Source organism: Arcobacter rhizosphaerae, from assembly GCF_049472155.1.
Classification (GTDB): domain Bacteria; phylum Campylobacterota; class Campylobacteria; order Campylobacterales; family Arcobacteraceae; genus Arcobacter_B.
In genome coordinates, this window is record NZ_JBMOVW010000005.1 from 191,824 (window position 1) to 208,689 (window position 16,866).

General features: G+C 29.0%; 11 protein-coding genes. 7 read left to right on the forward strand and 4 right to left on the reverse strand.

Annotation, left to right across the window (positions count from 1 at the left end):
• Positions 1-130: 130 nt before the first annotated feature.
• From ACH5BH_RS09910 to ACH5BH_RS09920, 3 genes are all read left to right on the forward strand, one after another.
• Positions 131-673, forward strand: a complete 543-nt coding sequence (locus tag ACH5BH_RS09910; RefSeq protein ID WP_404306670.1) for a hydrolase — start codon at positions 131-133, stop codon at positions 671-673.
• Positions 674-751: 78 nt separating this feature from the next.
• A complete protein-coding gene (locus tag ACH5BH_RS09915) occupies positions 752-1,852 on the forward strand; it encodes a substrate-binding domain-containing protein (RefSeq protein WP_423298231.1) in 1,101 nt (366 codons plus the stop codon).
• Positions 1,842-3,974, forward strand: coding sequence for a LuxQ periplasmic sensor domain-containing protein (locus tag ACH5BH_RS09920; RefSeq protein WP_423298232.1), 2,133 nt, complete (start codon positions 1,842-1,844; stop codon positions 3,972-3,974). The genes ACH5BH_RS09915 and ACH5BH_RS09920 overlap by 11 nt, the downstream gene beginning before the upstream one ends.
• Positions 3,975-4,051: 77 nt before the next feature.
• Here the strand turns inward: ACH5BH_RS09920 and prpF are convergent, their stop codons facing one another.
• From prpF to prpB, 4 genes are all read right to left on the reverse strand, one after another.
• Positions 4,052-5,230, reverse strand: a complete 1,179-nt coding sequence (gene prpF, locus ACH5BH_RS09925) for a 2-methylaconitate cis-trans isomerase PrpF (protein WP_423298233.1) — start codon at positions 5,228-5,230, stop codon at positions 4,052-4,054.
• Positions 5,231-5,347: 117 nt separating this feature from the next.
• Positions 5,348-7,945 carry a Fe/S-dependent 2-methylisocitrate dehydratase AcnD gene (acnD, locus tag ACH5BH_RS09930; RefSeq protein WP_423298234.1) on the reverse strand — a complete coding sequence of 866 codons (2,598 nt, stop codon included), beginning with the start codon at positions 7,943-7,945 and terminating at the stop codon, positions 5,348-5,350.
• 191 nt (positions 7,946-8,136) lie between these two features.
• On the reverse strand, positions 8,137-9,246 hold the full coding sequence (locus ACH5BH_RS09935; RefSeq protein ID WP_423298235.1) for a citrate/2-methylcitrate synthase: 1,110 nt from the start codon (positions 9,244-9,246) through the stop codon (positions 8,137-8,139).
• A 65-nt stretch (positions 9,247-9,311) separates the two neighbouring features.
• Positions 9,312-10,196 carry a methylisocitrate lyase gene (prpB, locus tag ACH5BH_RS09940; RefSeq protein ID WP_404306658.1) on the reverse strand — a complete coding sequence of 295 codons (885 nt, stop codon included), beginning with the start codon at positions 10,194-10,196 and terminating at the stop codon, positions 9,312-9,314.
• Positions 10,197-10,371: 175 nt separating this feature from the next.
• Between prpB and ACH5BH_RS09945 the strand changes: the two genes are divergently transcribed.
• The 4 genes from ACH5BH_RS09945 (at position 10,372) to ACH5BH_RS09960 (ending at position 16,852) form a co-directional block, all read left to right on the forward strand.
• On the forward strand, positions 10,372-11,349 hold the full coding sequence (locus tag ACH5BH_RS09945; RefSeq protein ID WP_404306656.1) for a hypothetical protein: 978 nt from the start codon (positions 10,372-10,374) through the stop codon (positions 11,347-11,349).
• Positions 11,350-11,361: 12 nt separating this feature from the next.
• Positions 11,362-11,931: a TetR/AcrR family transcriptional regulator gene (locus ACH5BH_RS09950; RefSeq protein WP_404306654.1), complete on the forward strand. Its 570-nt coding sequence runs from the start codon at positions 11,362-11,364 to the stop codon at positions 11,929-11,931.
• 123 nt (positions 11,932-12,054) lie between these two features.
• A complete protein-coding gene (locus ACH5BH_RS09955) occupies positions 12,055-15,909 on the forward strand; it encodes an RCC1 domain-containing protein (RefSeq protein ID WP_423298236.1) in 3,855 nt (1,284 codons plus the stop codon).
• Between the two features lie 76 nt (positions 15,910-15,985).
• The gene (locus ACH5BH_RS09960) at positions 15,986-16,852 is read left to right on the forward strand and encodes a DMT family transporter (RefSeq protein WP_423298237.1); all 867 of its coding nucleotides are present in this window, start codon (positions 15,986-15,988) and stop codon (positions 16,850-16,852) included.
• The last annotated feature ends 14 nt before the right edge of the window (positions 16,853-16,866 follow it).

Sequence of the window (16,866 nt, forward strand, 5' to 3'; positions counted from 1 at the left end):
AACTACATAAATTGACAAAAGAGTTTCTCTTTTGTCAAGACTTCAGAAAATTTCAAAAAAGCAATATTTTCCAAGAAAATTAAATAATAATTTTAGTATCATATTTCTATAATATATTAAGGAGTGATATATGAGAATAAATGTTGAAGATTCATTATTTTGTTTAGTAGATGTTCAAGAGAGATTATTTCCTCATGTAACAAATAATGAAGAGATTGAAAAAAAATTAATTACATTAATACAAGGTTTAAAAGTTTTAGAAGTTCCTTTTATAGTAAATGAACAATATAAAAAAGGAATAGGTGAGACTATACCTTCTTTAAAAGAACTTGTAAGTGAGTATCCTCATTTTGAAAAAACAACATTTTCTTGTTGTAAAAATGAACCAACGATGGAAGCTATAAAAAGTACTGGTAAAAAAAACGTAATTGTTGCAGGTATTGAAACTCATGTATGTGTATTACAAACTTGTATTGATTTATTAGAAGCAGGACTACAACCAATATTAGTTACTGATTGTGTGACTTCAAGAAAACAAAATGATACTGATGTTGCAATTCAAAGATTAATACAAGCAGGTGTTATTCCTACTACTTATGAATCTATTTTATTTGAGTTAACTTTAAATGCTAAAAATCCAGTATTTAAAGAAATATCAAAACTAGTTAAATAAGTAAAAATATCATCATTAAAAGAATTGGTTTGTTATGGTATAATAATTGTAATTCAACTTTATTACTAGGCTAAAACAATGAAAAAGTACCTTTTCAAATTAATTATTTTAATGTTGGCATTTAGTGTTTGTAATGCCCAAAACTCAAAATATTTTGATATTGACGAATACATTGCATTTACAAATCAAGGAAAAATTAGTAAAGACTTTTTTTCTATAATTCAAAAAGATGCAGTAAAAATAAAACAAAAGAATGAAAAAGTAAAAATTGTTTTAGTTTATCCAGGAAAGCAATTGACTGATTATTGGATGAAAAGTAAAGTTTCATTTGAAAAAAGACTTAATGAGTTAGGAATAAACTACGAACTTGTTCTACACTTTACTAGACCTCATGTTGAGACAAGAGTTCAATCAAAACTACTTTTAAAAGCTATAAAAGATAATACAGATTATTTAGTATTTGTATTAGATGCAAGTAAACATGCTAAATTTATAGAAAGAATAATAAGTAGAGAAAAACCAAAATTAATTTTACAAAATATTACTACACCTCTTAGAAAATGGCAAAAAAGACAACCTTTTTTATATGTAGGGTTTGATCACATGATAGGAAGCCAAATGCTTGCTGATTATTATATAAAGCAAACAAAAGGTGAAGGTAAATATGCTGTGCTTTATACAGCAAATGGTTATGTAAGTTATATGAGGGGTACTAAATTTATTGATTATCTTTCATCAAATTCTAATTTAAAAGTTGTCCATGAATACTTTACTAATACTAGCAAAGAAAAAGCAAAGTTAGCTACACTTGATCTATTAAAAAGAGATAAAGATATAAAGTTTATTTATGCTTGTTCTACTGATATTTCTTTAGGTGTTATAGAAGCACTTAAAGAAAAAAACTTAATAGGAAAAATTTTAGTAAATGGTTGGGGTGGAGGAACTAGTGAACTTGAAGCTATTCAAAAGGGACTAATGGATGTTACTGTTATGAGAATGAATGATGATAATGGTGTAGCAATGGCAGAAGCAATAAAACTTGATTTAGAAGGTAGTATCCATAAAGTACCTACAATTTTTTCTGGAGATTTTGCATTAGTTAAAAAAGGTATTGATAAAAAAGACTTAGAAAAGCTTAAACAAAGAGCATTTAGGTATACAGCGGATAATGAAAAATAAAAAATTATCACTATCAATACTTAATAGTTTATTACTCTTAGTTTTTTTTATAGTATTAAGTACTGCTTTACTTCTTTCTTCATATATTAATACACAAAAAGTTGTTGATAAAAACATTAATGACTATTTTAATCAAACATATAATATTACAAAACTAATTATTAAAAATGAACAGGAAAATTTAAAAGATATTGCTGTTGAAGTATCAAAAGAATTTAAAAGTATAGATAATTTAGATATTCCAAGGAATGTAACTTATAAGTTGGAAACAATGCCTTCTGTAGATACAATTGACTTATTATTTCTAAAAAAAGATGATTATTTTTATGATTATAGCAACTCTTTATTTGATTCAAAATCAATTATAAATAGTATTAAAAAATTACAGCCTTCAATCAATAATGAAATTATTAGAATTAATATAAATAATGAAAATTTAATTTTAATGTTTAGTAAAGAAAAAATAATTGATAGTACTACAGGAAGAGTTCAAGGTACAGTCTATGTTGGTAAAATATTTAATGATAATTTTAGTTTACTAAATCATATCAAATCAAAATCAAAACTATTGGATATTCACTTATATTTTGAAAATAATTTAATTGCTTCTACTAAAAATAAAGAAGCTATTGATTTATCTATTTTCAAAAAATCAAATGTTTTTGTAAAAGATAGAATAGTGTATTCAAAAATGAAATATGAAATTATGAATGTAAATAGTCTTGATATAGTATTTGTAACAAAAAATAACTCTTTTGAGGTCTTAAAAGAGTCTTTTATTCATCAGACTCTATTTTTAATATTATTAGTTGTGTTATGTTTTATAGTTTTATATTATTTATCAAATCGATTTATTATTAAACCTTTTTCAAAATTAGTTAATTATGCTTATAAAGTAAAAGATGATAAAAATATAAGCTATGAAAATACAAATGTTTTAGAGTTTGATACTTTTGCTAATGAATTAAATGAAATTATATCAGAGCTTAGAGATGTAAAAGAACAATACTCAAGAGCTATTGATGGAGTACAAGATGGATTATGGGATATAGATTTAAAAAATAAAAAAATATTTTACTCACCTAGATTTTTATCAATGATAGGTTATGATTTTGATGATAAAATTGCTTATAAAAGTTTTTGGCAAAGAAGTATCCATAAAAAAGATTATGACAAGACTATGGAAGAATTAAGAAAGCATTTAAAAGGAGAATCAGAAATATTTGAGATAGGATATCGATTTAAATGTAAAGATTTTTCATATAAATGGATAAAAATTAGAGGAAAAGTTTTTTATGATTTAAATAACAAGCCTTCTCGTATAACAGGTTTTCATACTGATATAAATGATTTAGTTCTTTTAGAAAAACAAAATCAAGAAAAAGAAAGAATGTTATACCAGCAATCAAAACTTGCATCTATGGGGGAAATGATTGGTAATATTGCCCATCAATGGAGACAACCTTTAACTATAATAAGTGTACTTGCTTCTTCTATGAATATGCAGTTACAATTGGGTAAATTTGATAAAAATAAAGCTCAAGAAAACTTAGTAAAACTTCAAAGAAATATTGAATACTTATCTTCAATAATCGATAAGTTTAGGAACTTTTTTAATCCTAATAATAAGATTGAAGAGTTTTATGTTGATGAGGTAATAAAAGAGAATCTTGTTATTTTTGAATCTTCATATAAGTCAAGTAACATAAAGTTATTTTTAGATGTAGAAAATATAAAATTTAAAGGCTATAAATTTGAGCTAATGCAAGTTGTAATAAATATTATAAATAATGCAAAAGATGCTTTGGTTTCTAAAATGTCTATTAGAGATATGGATAAGTTTATTTTTATAAAATCAAATATAATTGAAGATAAATTAGAATTAATAATTTATGATAATGCAGGTGGTATTGAAGATAAAATTTCAGAAAAAATCTATGAACCTTATTTTACAACAAAACATAAATCACAAGGAACAGGACTTGGTCTTTATATGTCCAATGAGATTATAAAAAAGCACTTTAAAGGTAGTTTATCAAATAAAACTATAGAATATGAATATGATGGAAGAAAGTGTAAAGGTGAAGAGTTTAAAATAGAAATACCATTTTTGTGTGATTAAAGTTTTACTAATAAAAAAGGGGATTTATAGAGTTTGACTCTATAAATCCCCTTTTTATTTTATAAATATAGTTTATACTATATGTCCATAGTTCCAGCAGGAACGTGAACATTACCATCCATAATTACTCTTGCACTTCTACTCATTGAAGCTTTTTCTACAATATATTTATCGCCATCTTTTGTAATTGTTGCACCAACTTTAATAGCACCACTTGGATGACCAAATGTTACCGTATCTCTTTCTCCTCCACCAGCAGCTAAGTTTACAAGCGTACCTGGAATTGAACCTGCAACACCAATAGCAACAGAAGCTGTTCCCATCATAGCATGGTGTAATTGTTGCATAGATAATGCTCTTACATGTAAGTCCATCTCATTTGCTTTTACTTCTTTACCTGAAGAAGTTATAAAGTCTTGTGCAGGAGAAACAAATGCTATCTTTGGAGTGTGTTGTTGAGTTTTTGCATCTTCTGCACTTTTCATAACACCCATTTTTAAAGCACCTGCAATTCTAATTTTTTCAAATTTTTCTAAAGCTTCTGTGTCAGAGTTTATGTCACCTTGAAGTTCAGTTCCTTTGTATCCAATTTCATCAGCATTTACAAATACAGTTGGAATACCAGCTGTAATCATAGTAGCTTTAAGAGTTCCAACTCCTTCAACTTCTAAATCATCTACAAGGTTTCCAGTTGGGAATAACTCTTCACTTGGATCTACTGGCTCAACGAATTCTAAAACGATTTCTTCTGCTGGGAAAGCAACACCATCAATTTCATAATCACCCATTTCTTTAACCATTCCATTTTCCATTTTCACATAACAAAGAATAGTTTTTTTGATATTTGCTTGCCATATTCTTACACAACAAACACCATTTTCAGGTACATTATCAACTAATCCTTCATGAATAGCAAAAGGTCCAACAGCAGATGATAAGTTTCCACAGTTTCCACTCATATCTACAAAGTCTTTATCAATAGCAACTTGGCAGAAGTAATAATCTACATCGTGATTTGGAACATCAGATTTTCCAACTAAAATAGCTTTAGATGTTGATGAAGAAGCTCCACCCATTCCATCCATTTGTTTTTTATATACATCAGGAGAACCAACGATTCTTTGAAGTAATTTATCTCTTTTGGCTGGATTTTCTTGTGCTTCTTTAGGAAGATCAGCTATATTAAAAAATGTACCTTTTGAAGTACCACCTCTCATATATGTAGCTTTTACTTTAAATTGTGGTTGATAAGACATTATATATTTCCTTGTTTTTTGTTGTAAGTTCTTAATAAAAGGACTTAAAAAAAATCTATTGATTTCTTTTAAATCCTTTTAGGGCATAGCCCTAAAAGTTTTGATGTATAAAGATAATTATTTACCCTCAGCAACAACATCTTTAGCGAATTTTTGTAAAATACCACCATTTTTGTAAACTTCAACTTCAGCAGAAGTATCTAATCTACATAATACAGAGAATTTAACAACTTCACCATTTGCTCTTGTCATAACAACAGTTAAGTCACATCTTGGAGTGATTTCACCTTCAATATCGAAAGTCTCAGAACCATCAATATTGTAAGTAAATCTTGTATCACCTTCTTTAAATTGTAATGGTAATACACCCATTCCAACTAAGTTAGTTCTGTGAATTCTTTCAATACTTTCTGCAATAAGAACTTCAACACCTGCAAGTCTTACACCTTTTGCAGCCCAGTCTCTAGAACTACCTTGACCGTAGTTAGTACCAGCGATGATAATAAGTGGTTGTTTTCTATTGTTATACTCTTCAATAGCTTCCCACATTCTTGACTCAGTACCTTCTGGCATAATCTTAGTTAATGAACCTTGCTTAACATTTCCATTTTCATCTTTAACCATTTCGTTAAATAGTTTTGGATTTGCTAAAGTTGCTCTTGAAGCAGTATTGTGATCTCCTCTATGTGTTGCATAAGAGTTAAGGTCAGGAATTGGAAGACCTTTAGAGATACAATACTCACCAGAAGCTGAATCTGGTAAAATAGCATTTGATGGAGATAAGTGGTCAGTTGTGATATTATCAGGGAATACACCTAATGGTCTCATACCTTTTAATGCTGGCATTTGCATATATTCATCTTCCCAGTATGGTGGCTTTTGAATATAAGTTGAGTTTGGATTCCATTTATAGAATGGATCAACTTTTATATCTCCTAATGCATCTCTTGCGAACATTGGTTCATAAATATTATTGTACATTTCAGGTCTTACAAACTCTTTTTCAACAGCATCAATTTCTTCATCAGATGGCCATAAATCAGCTAACTTAATGTCATTACCATTTGCATCTTTACCTAAAGAGTCATTTTCAATATCAAATCTAACAGTTCCTGCTAATGCATAAGCAATAACTAATGCAGGAGAAGCTAAAAATGCCTCTTTTACATAAGGGTGGATTCTACCATCAAAGTTTCTGTTTCCAGATAATACAGCAGTAGAGTAAATATCTCTATCAATTACTTCTTGTTGGATTTTTGGATCTAAAGCACCTGACATACCATTACAAGTAGTACAAGCAAAACCAACTACACCAAATCCTAATTTTTCCATTTCAGGTAATAATCCAGCTTCTTTTAAATAAACTTCAATAACTTTTGAACCTGGTGCTAATGAAGACTTAACCCAAGGTTTTCTCTCTAATCCAAGCTCATTTGCTTTCTTAGCTAGTAATCCAGCAGCAATAACGTTTCTTGGGTTAGAAGTGTTTGTACATGAAGTAATAGCAGCAATTAAAATACCACCATCTGGAATTAAATCACCTTCTTGAGTCCACTCTTTTACAATACCTTCATCTTTTAAAGTAGAAGTAGGAACTAATTTATGTGGTTTAGATGGACCTGCTAATGATCTTTCAACTTTTGATAAATCAAATGTTAATGTTCTTGCATAAGTAGCATTTTCAAATTGGTCAGCCCATAATCCATTTGCTTTAGCATAAGCTTCAACTAATTCAACTTGTTTTTGCTCTCTACCTGTTACTTTTAAGTAAGAAATTGTTTGCTCATCAATAGCGAACATACCAGCAGATGCACCATATTCAGGAGTCATATTTGCAATAGTAGCTCTATCACCTAAGTTAAGGTATTTAATACCAGAACCAAAGAACTCTAAATAAGCAGAGATAACATTGTTTTCTCTTAAAAATGAAGTCATTGAAAGTGCAATATCAGTTGCAGTAATTCCAGGTGCTCTTTCACCAACAATCTCAACACCGATAATTTCAGGAACTCTCATATAAGAAGGGTTACCTAACATTACGTTTTCAGCTTCTAATCCACCAACACCAACAGCAATAACACCAAGTGCATCAACATGAGGAGTGTGTGAGTCAGTACCAACTAATGTATCTGGGCTAGCAATTCCATCATTTAAGTGAACAACTGGAGACATTTTTTCTAAGTTGATTTGGTGCATAATACCATTTCCTGGAGGAATAACATCAACATTGTTAAATGCTTCTTTAGTCCAGTTAATGAAGTGGAATCTATCTGCATTTCTTCTATCTTCAATATCTCTATTTTTTTGGAATGCATCTGGATCAAATCCACCACACTCTACTGCTAATGAGTGGTCAACGATTAATTGTGTTGGAACAACAGGGTTAACTTTATCAGGGTTTCCACCTTTAGAAGCAACAGCTTCTCTAAGACCAGCAAGGTCAACAAATGCAGTTAATCCCAAAATATCGTGACAGATTACTCTTGATGGGAACCAAGGGAAGTCTTTATCTGTTCTTTTTTCAATTAATTGTACTAATGAATCTTCTAAATCTTCACTAGGACACTTTCTAATTAAGTTTTCAGCTAAAACTCTTGAAGTATAGTTTAGTTTTTCAAATGAACCTGGAGTGATGTCTTCTACAGCTGATTTAACATCGTAGTATTTAACACCATCTACACCATCAAGGTTTTTAAGATATTTTTCGTTTGTCATTATTTATATCCATTTTTAAATTTTGTTAAGAACCTTAGTTCTATTTATGTTTCCAAACAGTGCTAAATTTTTTATTGTAATTTATCCACTGTATGTGGCACTTGTGTTGCAATAGCCTCTAAAAAGAGGCTATTTTATTTTTTTATGTAAGTTTTTAATGTTTCTTGTGCTTTTTATAAAAGAAGAAAGAATTAAGATCTATCTTCTAATGCTACGAAATCTCTTGGCTCAGGTCCAGTGTATTCTGAACTTGGTCTGATAATTCTGTTGTTTGCTCTTTGTTCAAATGCGTGTGCAGCCCATCCAGCAGCTCTTGACATAATGAATAATGGAGTATAATATAATCTTTCGATTTCCATATAGTGATAAATTAATCCACCGAAGAAGTCGATATTATCTGGTAAACCTTTTTCAGCTTTAACTTTATCTCTAACTGCTTTAGCAATATCAAATAATTTAGGATCAGAAGTTTCTAACTCTTTTAATTCTTTTGCTAATTCAAATCCAATAGGAGATCTAGGATCTACTTCTCTATATACTCTGTGACCGAATCCCATGATTTTTTCTTTTTTAGCAAATAATTCATCAACTGAAGTTAATGCGTGTTCAACATTGTCAAACCCAAGTACAAATTTAATTGCAACTTCATTTGCTCCACCATGTAAGTGACCTTTTAATGTACCAATACCAGTAGTCATACAAGAGTAGATATCTGATAATGTAGAAGCTGTAATTCTGTTAGCAAATGTAGAAGCATTAAATTCATGCTCTGCATATAATGTTAACATTGCATTCATAGCTTTAACTTCAACATCTAAAGGTTTAGTCTCTTTTAATCTTTCTACAATGTATCCAGCAATTGTGTCTTCATCAGAAGCTAATTCAATTTCTTTACCATTTACATGCCAGTGATGCCAGTAAACTAAGAATGATGGGAAAGCTCCTAATAATCTTGTAATTTTATCCATTTGATCAGAGAAATCTTCTGCTTCTGGTTCAATACAACCTAAAGCTGAAGTAGCAGTCTTCATAACATCCATTGGGTGAGATGAAGCTGGAATAGCTTTTAATACTTCTTTTACAGAAGCTGGTAATTGTCTACCTGCAATAACTTTTCTTCTGAACATTTTAAGTTCATGTTTATTTGGTAGCTCACCATTTAAAAGTAAAAATGCAACTTCTTCAAAGTCAGCTTTTAAAGCTAAATCTGCAATATCATAACCTCTATAGTTAAGACCATTACCTAAACCACATGTACAAATAGCTGATTGACCTGCTGTAACACCTGCTAAACCACTCATATTCTCTCCTTATAATTGTGTTGTTTTTTTATTTTGTGCTTTTTTTGTTTTAAAGGTGAAGCTAATTACTTAGCTTTACCTTTTGAAAATAATTCATCCATTTTTTGCTCATAATCATGGTAACCTAACATATCGTATAGTTCCATTCTTGTTTGCATAGTGTCAAGAACTCCTTCTTGAGTACCTTTTTCTTTTAATTCTTGATATACATTTAATGCAGCTTTATTCATTGCTCTGAATGCTGATAATGGGTAAAGAACCATATCAATACCAACTTCTGCTAATTCTTCAGTTGTGAACATTGGAGTTGCACCAAATTCTGTAATATTTGCTAATACAGGCACAGACATTTTGTCTGTAAATTCTTTATATTCTTTTAATGTGTGAATTGCTTCAGCAAAAATTGCATCTGCTCCAGCTTCAACATAAGCTAATGCTCTATCAATTGCAGCTTGTTGTCCTTCACTTGCGTGTGCATCAGTTCTTGCGATGATATAGAAGTCTGGGTCTAATTGCATTTTTGCATCAACAGCAGCTCTAATTCTGTCACACATCTCTTCTGTTGATACTAATTCTTTATTTGGTCTGTGTCCACATCTTTTAGCAGCAACTTGATCTTCAATATGTAATCCAGCAGCACCAGATCTAATAAATTCTTTTACTGTTCTAGCAACATTAAATGCATGTCCCCAACCAGTGTCAGCATCTACGATAACAGGAGTATCACAAATAGAAGTAATTCTTCTAATATCAATACATACATCTTCAATCATAGTCATACCTAAATCTGGTAAACCGTAAGATGCATTAGCAATTCCTCCACCTGAAAGGTAAATAGCTTTATGTCCTACTTTTGTAGCTTGTAATGCTTGGTATGCGTTAATAGTTCCTACAATTTGTAAAGGAGATTCTTCCTTAAGTGCTTCTCTAAATTTTTTTCCTGCGCTCATACACATCCTTTAATTTGAAATTACTATTATTATACATGATTTAGACATTTGGCTAGTGTATAACTTTTGTATGAGAAAACACAATTTTTTTTAATAAAGCGATTTAATGTACAATATTTGTTCTTATGTTTTAAAATGGTACAATATAAGATAAAGTTAATTCTAAGGAATATAAATGGATTATAAAAATTCAATAGATAAGTTTATAGAGATTTTCAAAAGATCAAATTTAAGTATATCAAAGTTCGCATCATTAATCAATAAAGACAGAAGAACTGTGACATCATGGATAGATAACGTAACAGAAGTAGAACCAAGTAGTGATGTAAAAGATAAAATCTGTCAAATATTTAGATATCCAGATTATATTTGGGAAGATGGATGTGTAGATGAAGAGTTCTTAAAATCAATCACTCAAATTCCACAAAAAGAAGTTAGAATTATAGATGAAGACTATCATGGTAGATTAAAATACATCATGGATGTTGAGAAAAATAGAAGATTTGTTATTCAAGCACAGTTTCCTGGACCTATGTATAGAGATACAGCAGTACAAAAAGTGTACAGAACAAAAACATCTAAAGATATAGAAGATTTAAAACAAAAAAGAATTGAGCAGATGTTAAGATATGATTATGATACAACTGAATGGTACTCAATTAAGTCTGTTTTATCATTTTGTTTTGCATCTATTGGAAACTTTTATAGCAAAGAAGAGAAGATTAAAATTTTAGAGCTTATATATGAACTGTTTAATAATAACTATAATAAAAAGCTTTTTTTATTTGATAGTTTTTCAAGAAAAATATATGGAATGGAAACAACATATATATCTATAAATGTAAAACAAAAAATACTTTTCTTTAAGTCACCAATTGAATCAGTATTTATAGAAATTAGAAATAAGAATTTAGTTGAGAGAATGCACAAGTATTATAGTTCACCAATTGAAGCACCATCTCATGTAAACTTTTTAGAATCAGTTAAAATTATCAAAATTTTACAAGATGCCCTAAAATATAACAATGATATAAAACAAGCTTATGAAACAATAAATAGAACAACTGATTATGGAGAACTTTTCTATCATAATTTGAGTTTAGATTTACAAAAAGAAGTAAGTGAACCAAAATCAGGACAAAGAAGAAACTAATCAAGGAAAATTATGAATAGTAGAGATAAATTATTAAAAGTAGCCTTTGAAGAAATATTTCAAAATGGTTATCATGCAACATCAGTGGATAAAATACTCAAAAAAGCTTCTATGAATAAAGGAAGTATGTATCATTTTTTTAAATCAAAAAAAGAGTTGATTTTAGCAATTATTGAAGTTCATGTTGATGAATATATTCAAAATAAATATGGAGTTATCTTAGAAAGTGAAGAGAATATGATAGAAGCTATTATGAGTGTTTTAACTAATAAACCTTCTTATAATTTTTATTTTGGATGTAGGCTAAATAACCTTGTACATGAACTTTCAAACAAAGATGAGGATTTTAAAAAAGCACTTGAACAATCTTATTTTAAATTTGAAGCAATTTTCCAAAAAGCACTTGATAGAGCAGTGAAAATTGGAGAAATTAAAGAAGATACAGATACTAAGGCTGTAGGAATGTTCATCTTAGCAACTATCCAAGGTGGTTTAACAACTGCCAAAAAATCATCTGATTCAAAATACTATGATATATGTATAAAGCAACTTCATAACTATCTTAATCTTTTAAAAAAATAAAAATAAAGCAAGTCAATAAATAAGATTTGTTTTATTTATGATATTGATAATAGTTTTCAATATTAAGAATAGTTTAAATATAACTTCATTAGAATTCCTTTTTAATATAAGAAAAGGAAATAAATGAATAATAAATTTAGAGAATTATTAGTATTGTCAATATTGATTCTTTTTTTTGCAGGTTGTGGAAACAGCAGTTCACAAGCTACTAATAAAAATGGAATATTTATTGATGATGTGGTATCAGGAATAAAATATGTAAATGGTAATAACACTGGTTTAACAAATGATAATGGAGAATTTCCTTATACTGGTGGAGTTGTAGAATTTTATTTAGGAAGCATAAAAATTGGAGAAGTGGAATCTTTAAAATCTGATGGAAAAGTATTTATTCAAGATATAGTTGGAATAGAAAGAAATAATATCGAGAATGAAAAAGTTTTAAAAATTGCTACTTTATTACAATCTTTAGACTCTAATAGTAAAACAGATAAAATTGAAATTAATGGTTCAGATTTTGAGAAATTTAATGAACAATCAAATAAAGATATAGATGATGTTGATATTGATGCTTTATTAAGTGAGAAAGGTATTTCAAAAGTTTCTCAAACTGATGTAAAAAGACACTTAAATAATGTTTTAAAACATCATAAAGTAGTTAATGATGAGACAATCTTAAAAATAAAAAACACATCAGTAAAAAATGGAGACTATGAAGTTGAGTATGACTCATCTTTTGATATAGAATTTACTAAAGATATAAAAAAAGACGATATAAAAAAAGATATTTTTATATTAAAAGATTCTAAAGGAAATATTTTAGAATATGATTTAGAGTATAATTATGATATTGTTAAGATAATACCAGCACAAAACTTAACAGAATCTGAACAGTATATTATCACTATAAAAGTATCACAAATAGAAAACTATGATAGTAATAATAATGATGATATAACTATCTCTTTTAGTGCTAAATCTGTAAAACCTATACTACAAACAAATATGGATCAATCAAAAAATATTAGTATTTCAACTACAAATTGGACATTCTCTGGTATGGCTAGAGATGATAGTGGAATTTCTAGTATTAATTTGACTTTAAATGGTCTTTCTTCAAATATTGAGTTGAAAAATAATTTTTTTGATATTGATGGTCAATTAAATATAGGTGAAAACAATTATAAAATTAGTGTTTTAGATATTGAAGGAAATGAGACTTTTCTTGAGGGTAAAATAACAGTTGATTTAGATAGTTCAAATAGTGAATATTTAGTAAAAACAAATGTTGAAAATTCAGATATTGTAAGTTTATCTTCAATTTGGAAGTTTCAAGGAGAATTAAATACAAACATAACTCTATCAAAATTAATTCTTGAGTTTAATGATACAGTTGAAGATATTAATCTTATTGATAGAAAATTTTCAGTTTCAAAAAGTTTAAACTTAGGAAAAAATAGCTTTAAAATTTTTGCTCAAGATAACACAGGAAAAAAAGAGATTAAACAAGGAACAATCTATTTAGGTAGTGTTACAACAGCAGGGGGTTCTCACTCTGGTGCATTAAAAGAAGATAAACTTTATACTTGGGGTAGAAATAACTATGGACAAGCAGGCTTGGGTTATACTTCTAAATTAAGTGATGAAACAAATGGAATACATCCAAAAAAACCTATAGAAGTTACAACTCCTACTAAATTTGTATCTATTTCATTCATGCAAAACTTTTCAGTTGCTATTGATGAAAAAGGTGATGTATATACTTGGGGATATGATAAAAATGGTGAATTAGGTCGTGGTAAAGAAAATAGAGATAATTGTTCAAAAATAGCAGATTGTAGATTAAGTATTGGAAAAGTTGAAGGCTTATCTAATATTGTTGCAATTGATGCAGGATTAAGTCATACTCTTGCTTTAGATAAAAATGGTGATGTTTATGCTTTTGGTACAAATAATGATGGTGAACTAGGAAATGGTACAACTATATCAGATGCAACTGCTGTAAAAGTACTTTTCCCACAAGATAATATAAAAATAGTACAAGTAACAGCTGGTTCTGATTTCTCTATGGCTATAGATGAAAATGGTGACGTATGGGCGTGGGGAAAAAACAACTATGGTCAAATGGCACAAGGGACTAAAGGTGATAATCAGTTAATACCTTTAAAAATAAAGATTGGTGATAATGAAAAAATAGCCTCAATTGCTGCTGGTACTGGGCATATTTTAGCTTTAACTCAAAGTGGTGATGTTTATGCTTGGGGAAATAATTTTGCAAGTCAAGTTGGATATAGAGGTTATCAATTTAGAAATACTAATTATGCTTGGGATTTAGGTATTTATACACCAACTAAGATTTTAACTAATTATAAAGATAATCCTGTATTACAAATATATGCTGGTGGACATTCAAGTTATATTTTAAGAGCCAATAGAAAAGTATATCCATGGGGAATGTATGGAGAAACAACACCTGATGGAAAACAAGAATATAATGACCTTGATTTTCCAGAAGATAAGTTAACTGCTATTACTTCTGTAAAGGATATGGCAGCAGGTGCTTTACATGTAACTGCAATTAAAGATAATAATACAGTATTTACATGGAGATGGAGTTTTGAAGGAAATTTAGGTGGTGGAGATTCTACTACTAATATTTGGTTCTATAATTATCCAATTATTCCAAAATTTCCAAATGAAGATAATAACTCAGGTGGAGATAATAGTAATAACCCAACAGATCAGTCAAAATTGACTGCCCCTGGGGGTAATGCTACTGTTGAATATACACAAAATAATCCTTTTTTAAAAATTTCAAATAATATTAGTGAAAATGAAATATCAGGAGTCTCTCAAGGAAGGGAGCTTTTTATTGCTCAATGGAATAAGGCTCCTGGAAATAGACCAGTACTTGATGGTTTAGGTCCCTTGTTTAATGCAAATGCCTGTACTTCATGTCATATATCTGATGGTAGAGTATCTCCTTATAATAATGATGGAACTACTGATAAATCTTTTTTATTTAGAGTAGGAAATGAAAATGGTGATGTTCATCCAATCTTTGGAGGACAGTTACAAACACAAGCCACAAGTGGTTTAGCTGAAACTTCAATGACATGGGTTAAAAATAGTTCAAATGAAATTGAGTTTATATCTTCAAGTGACGTAAAAACAGGTGGTTTTAATATCGGTGGAAGAATATCTCCTCATTTAATTGGAATGGGATTATTAGATTTAGTAAGTGAAAAAACAATCTTAGAGTATGAAGATATTCATGATTCAAATAATGATGGTATATCAGGACGAGCGCATTGGGTTATGGAAGAAGGTAAGAGAAGAGTTGGAAGATTTGGTTGGAAAGCTATAAATTCAAGTTTAAGAACTCAAAATGCAGGTGCAATGCATCAAGATATGGGACTTACTACCCCTGTAAATCCAAAAGAGAATTGTACAGACACACAAACTATATGTAAAGATGAACCAAATGGAGGAGAACCTGAAGTAAGTGAAGTAGCATTACAACAAGTTGTTGATTTTATGACAGCATTAAGTGTACCTAGTAGAAGAATAAATAATCAAGAAAACTTTAATGAAGGATCAAAAATATTTGAAACAATTGGTTGTGCTTCTTGTCATAGACCTACAATGACAACAGGAATAAGCAATAAATTTTCTAGCTTAAGTAATCAAAAAATATACCCTTATACAGATTTACTTTTACATGACATGGGTGAAAAATTATCTGATGGTGTAAAAGAAAAAGATGCTAGAGGAAGTGAGTTTAGAACAGCACCTTTATGGGGAATAGGAATTGTTGAACAAAAAGAAGGAGCTAGATTCTTCCATGATGGTAGGGCAAGTTCTATTAAAGAAGCAATTGAAATGCATGGTGGAGAAGCTCAAAATGCAAGAGATAAATTTATGGAACTTGAAGTATCTGATTTAGAAAAACTAATGGAGTTTATTAAAGCAATATAGATAAAAAACAAAAAAACTTGACTAATTAGTCAAGTTTGTGATATAGTTTACTTGACTATATAGTCAAGGAGAAGCAATGAATACTATTATTAGACAATTAAGCCTTCCTATATTATTTATATTTTTATATGGAAGTGGCTTTGTATTTACAGCATTTGGTTTAGAAAACTCAAGTCCTATGGCTTTTTTGGCTTTGAGGTTTTTTATAGCATTTTTTATACTTTTACTTATTGCATATATTTTTAAAGTATCTTGGCCAGAATCTTTAAAAGAGTTTTTTCATGTGAGTTTTGCAGGGATGCTTACTGTTGGAGTCTTTTCAATTGGTGTATTTTTGTCTCTTGATTTTGGAATAAGTGCTTCATTATCTGCTTTAATTATTGCACTACAACCTATTTTAGTGACTTTTTTAGCTTCATATTTTTTAGGTGAAAAACTAAATAAAAGAATTATTATAGGTTTAGTTATAGGCATTATAGGTGTTACATTTGTTGTCTCATCAAAAACATCAAATAATGACACACAGTTATTGGGGGTTGTTTTTTCCATAATAGCTTTACTTGGTCTTAGTTTTGGAAATATTTATCAAAAAAAATATTGTTCACAAATGAATCTTTTTTCAGGTGGTGCAATACAGACTTTAGCTTCAACTATATTAGCTCTACCCTTACTTTTATTCTATGAAGATATATATCTTAATATTAATCGTGAATTTATAATTGCTCTTTTATATATGAGTGTTGCTGTAAGTATTGGAGCTTTATCCATATTATATATAATGATTAGAAATGGTGATGTTTCAAAAGTATCATCCATGTTTTACTTAGTACCTATTAGTGCTGCTGTTGTTGGATATTTTGTATTAAAAAATAGTTTTGATATTAATATAATTATAGGTGTTGTTTTTGTATTGGTTTCTATTATTTTAATAAATAGAAAATAGATTTAAATAAACTA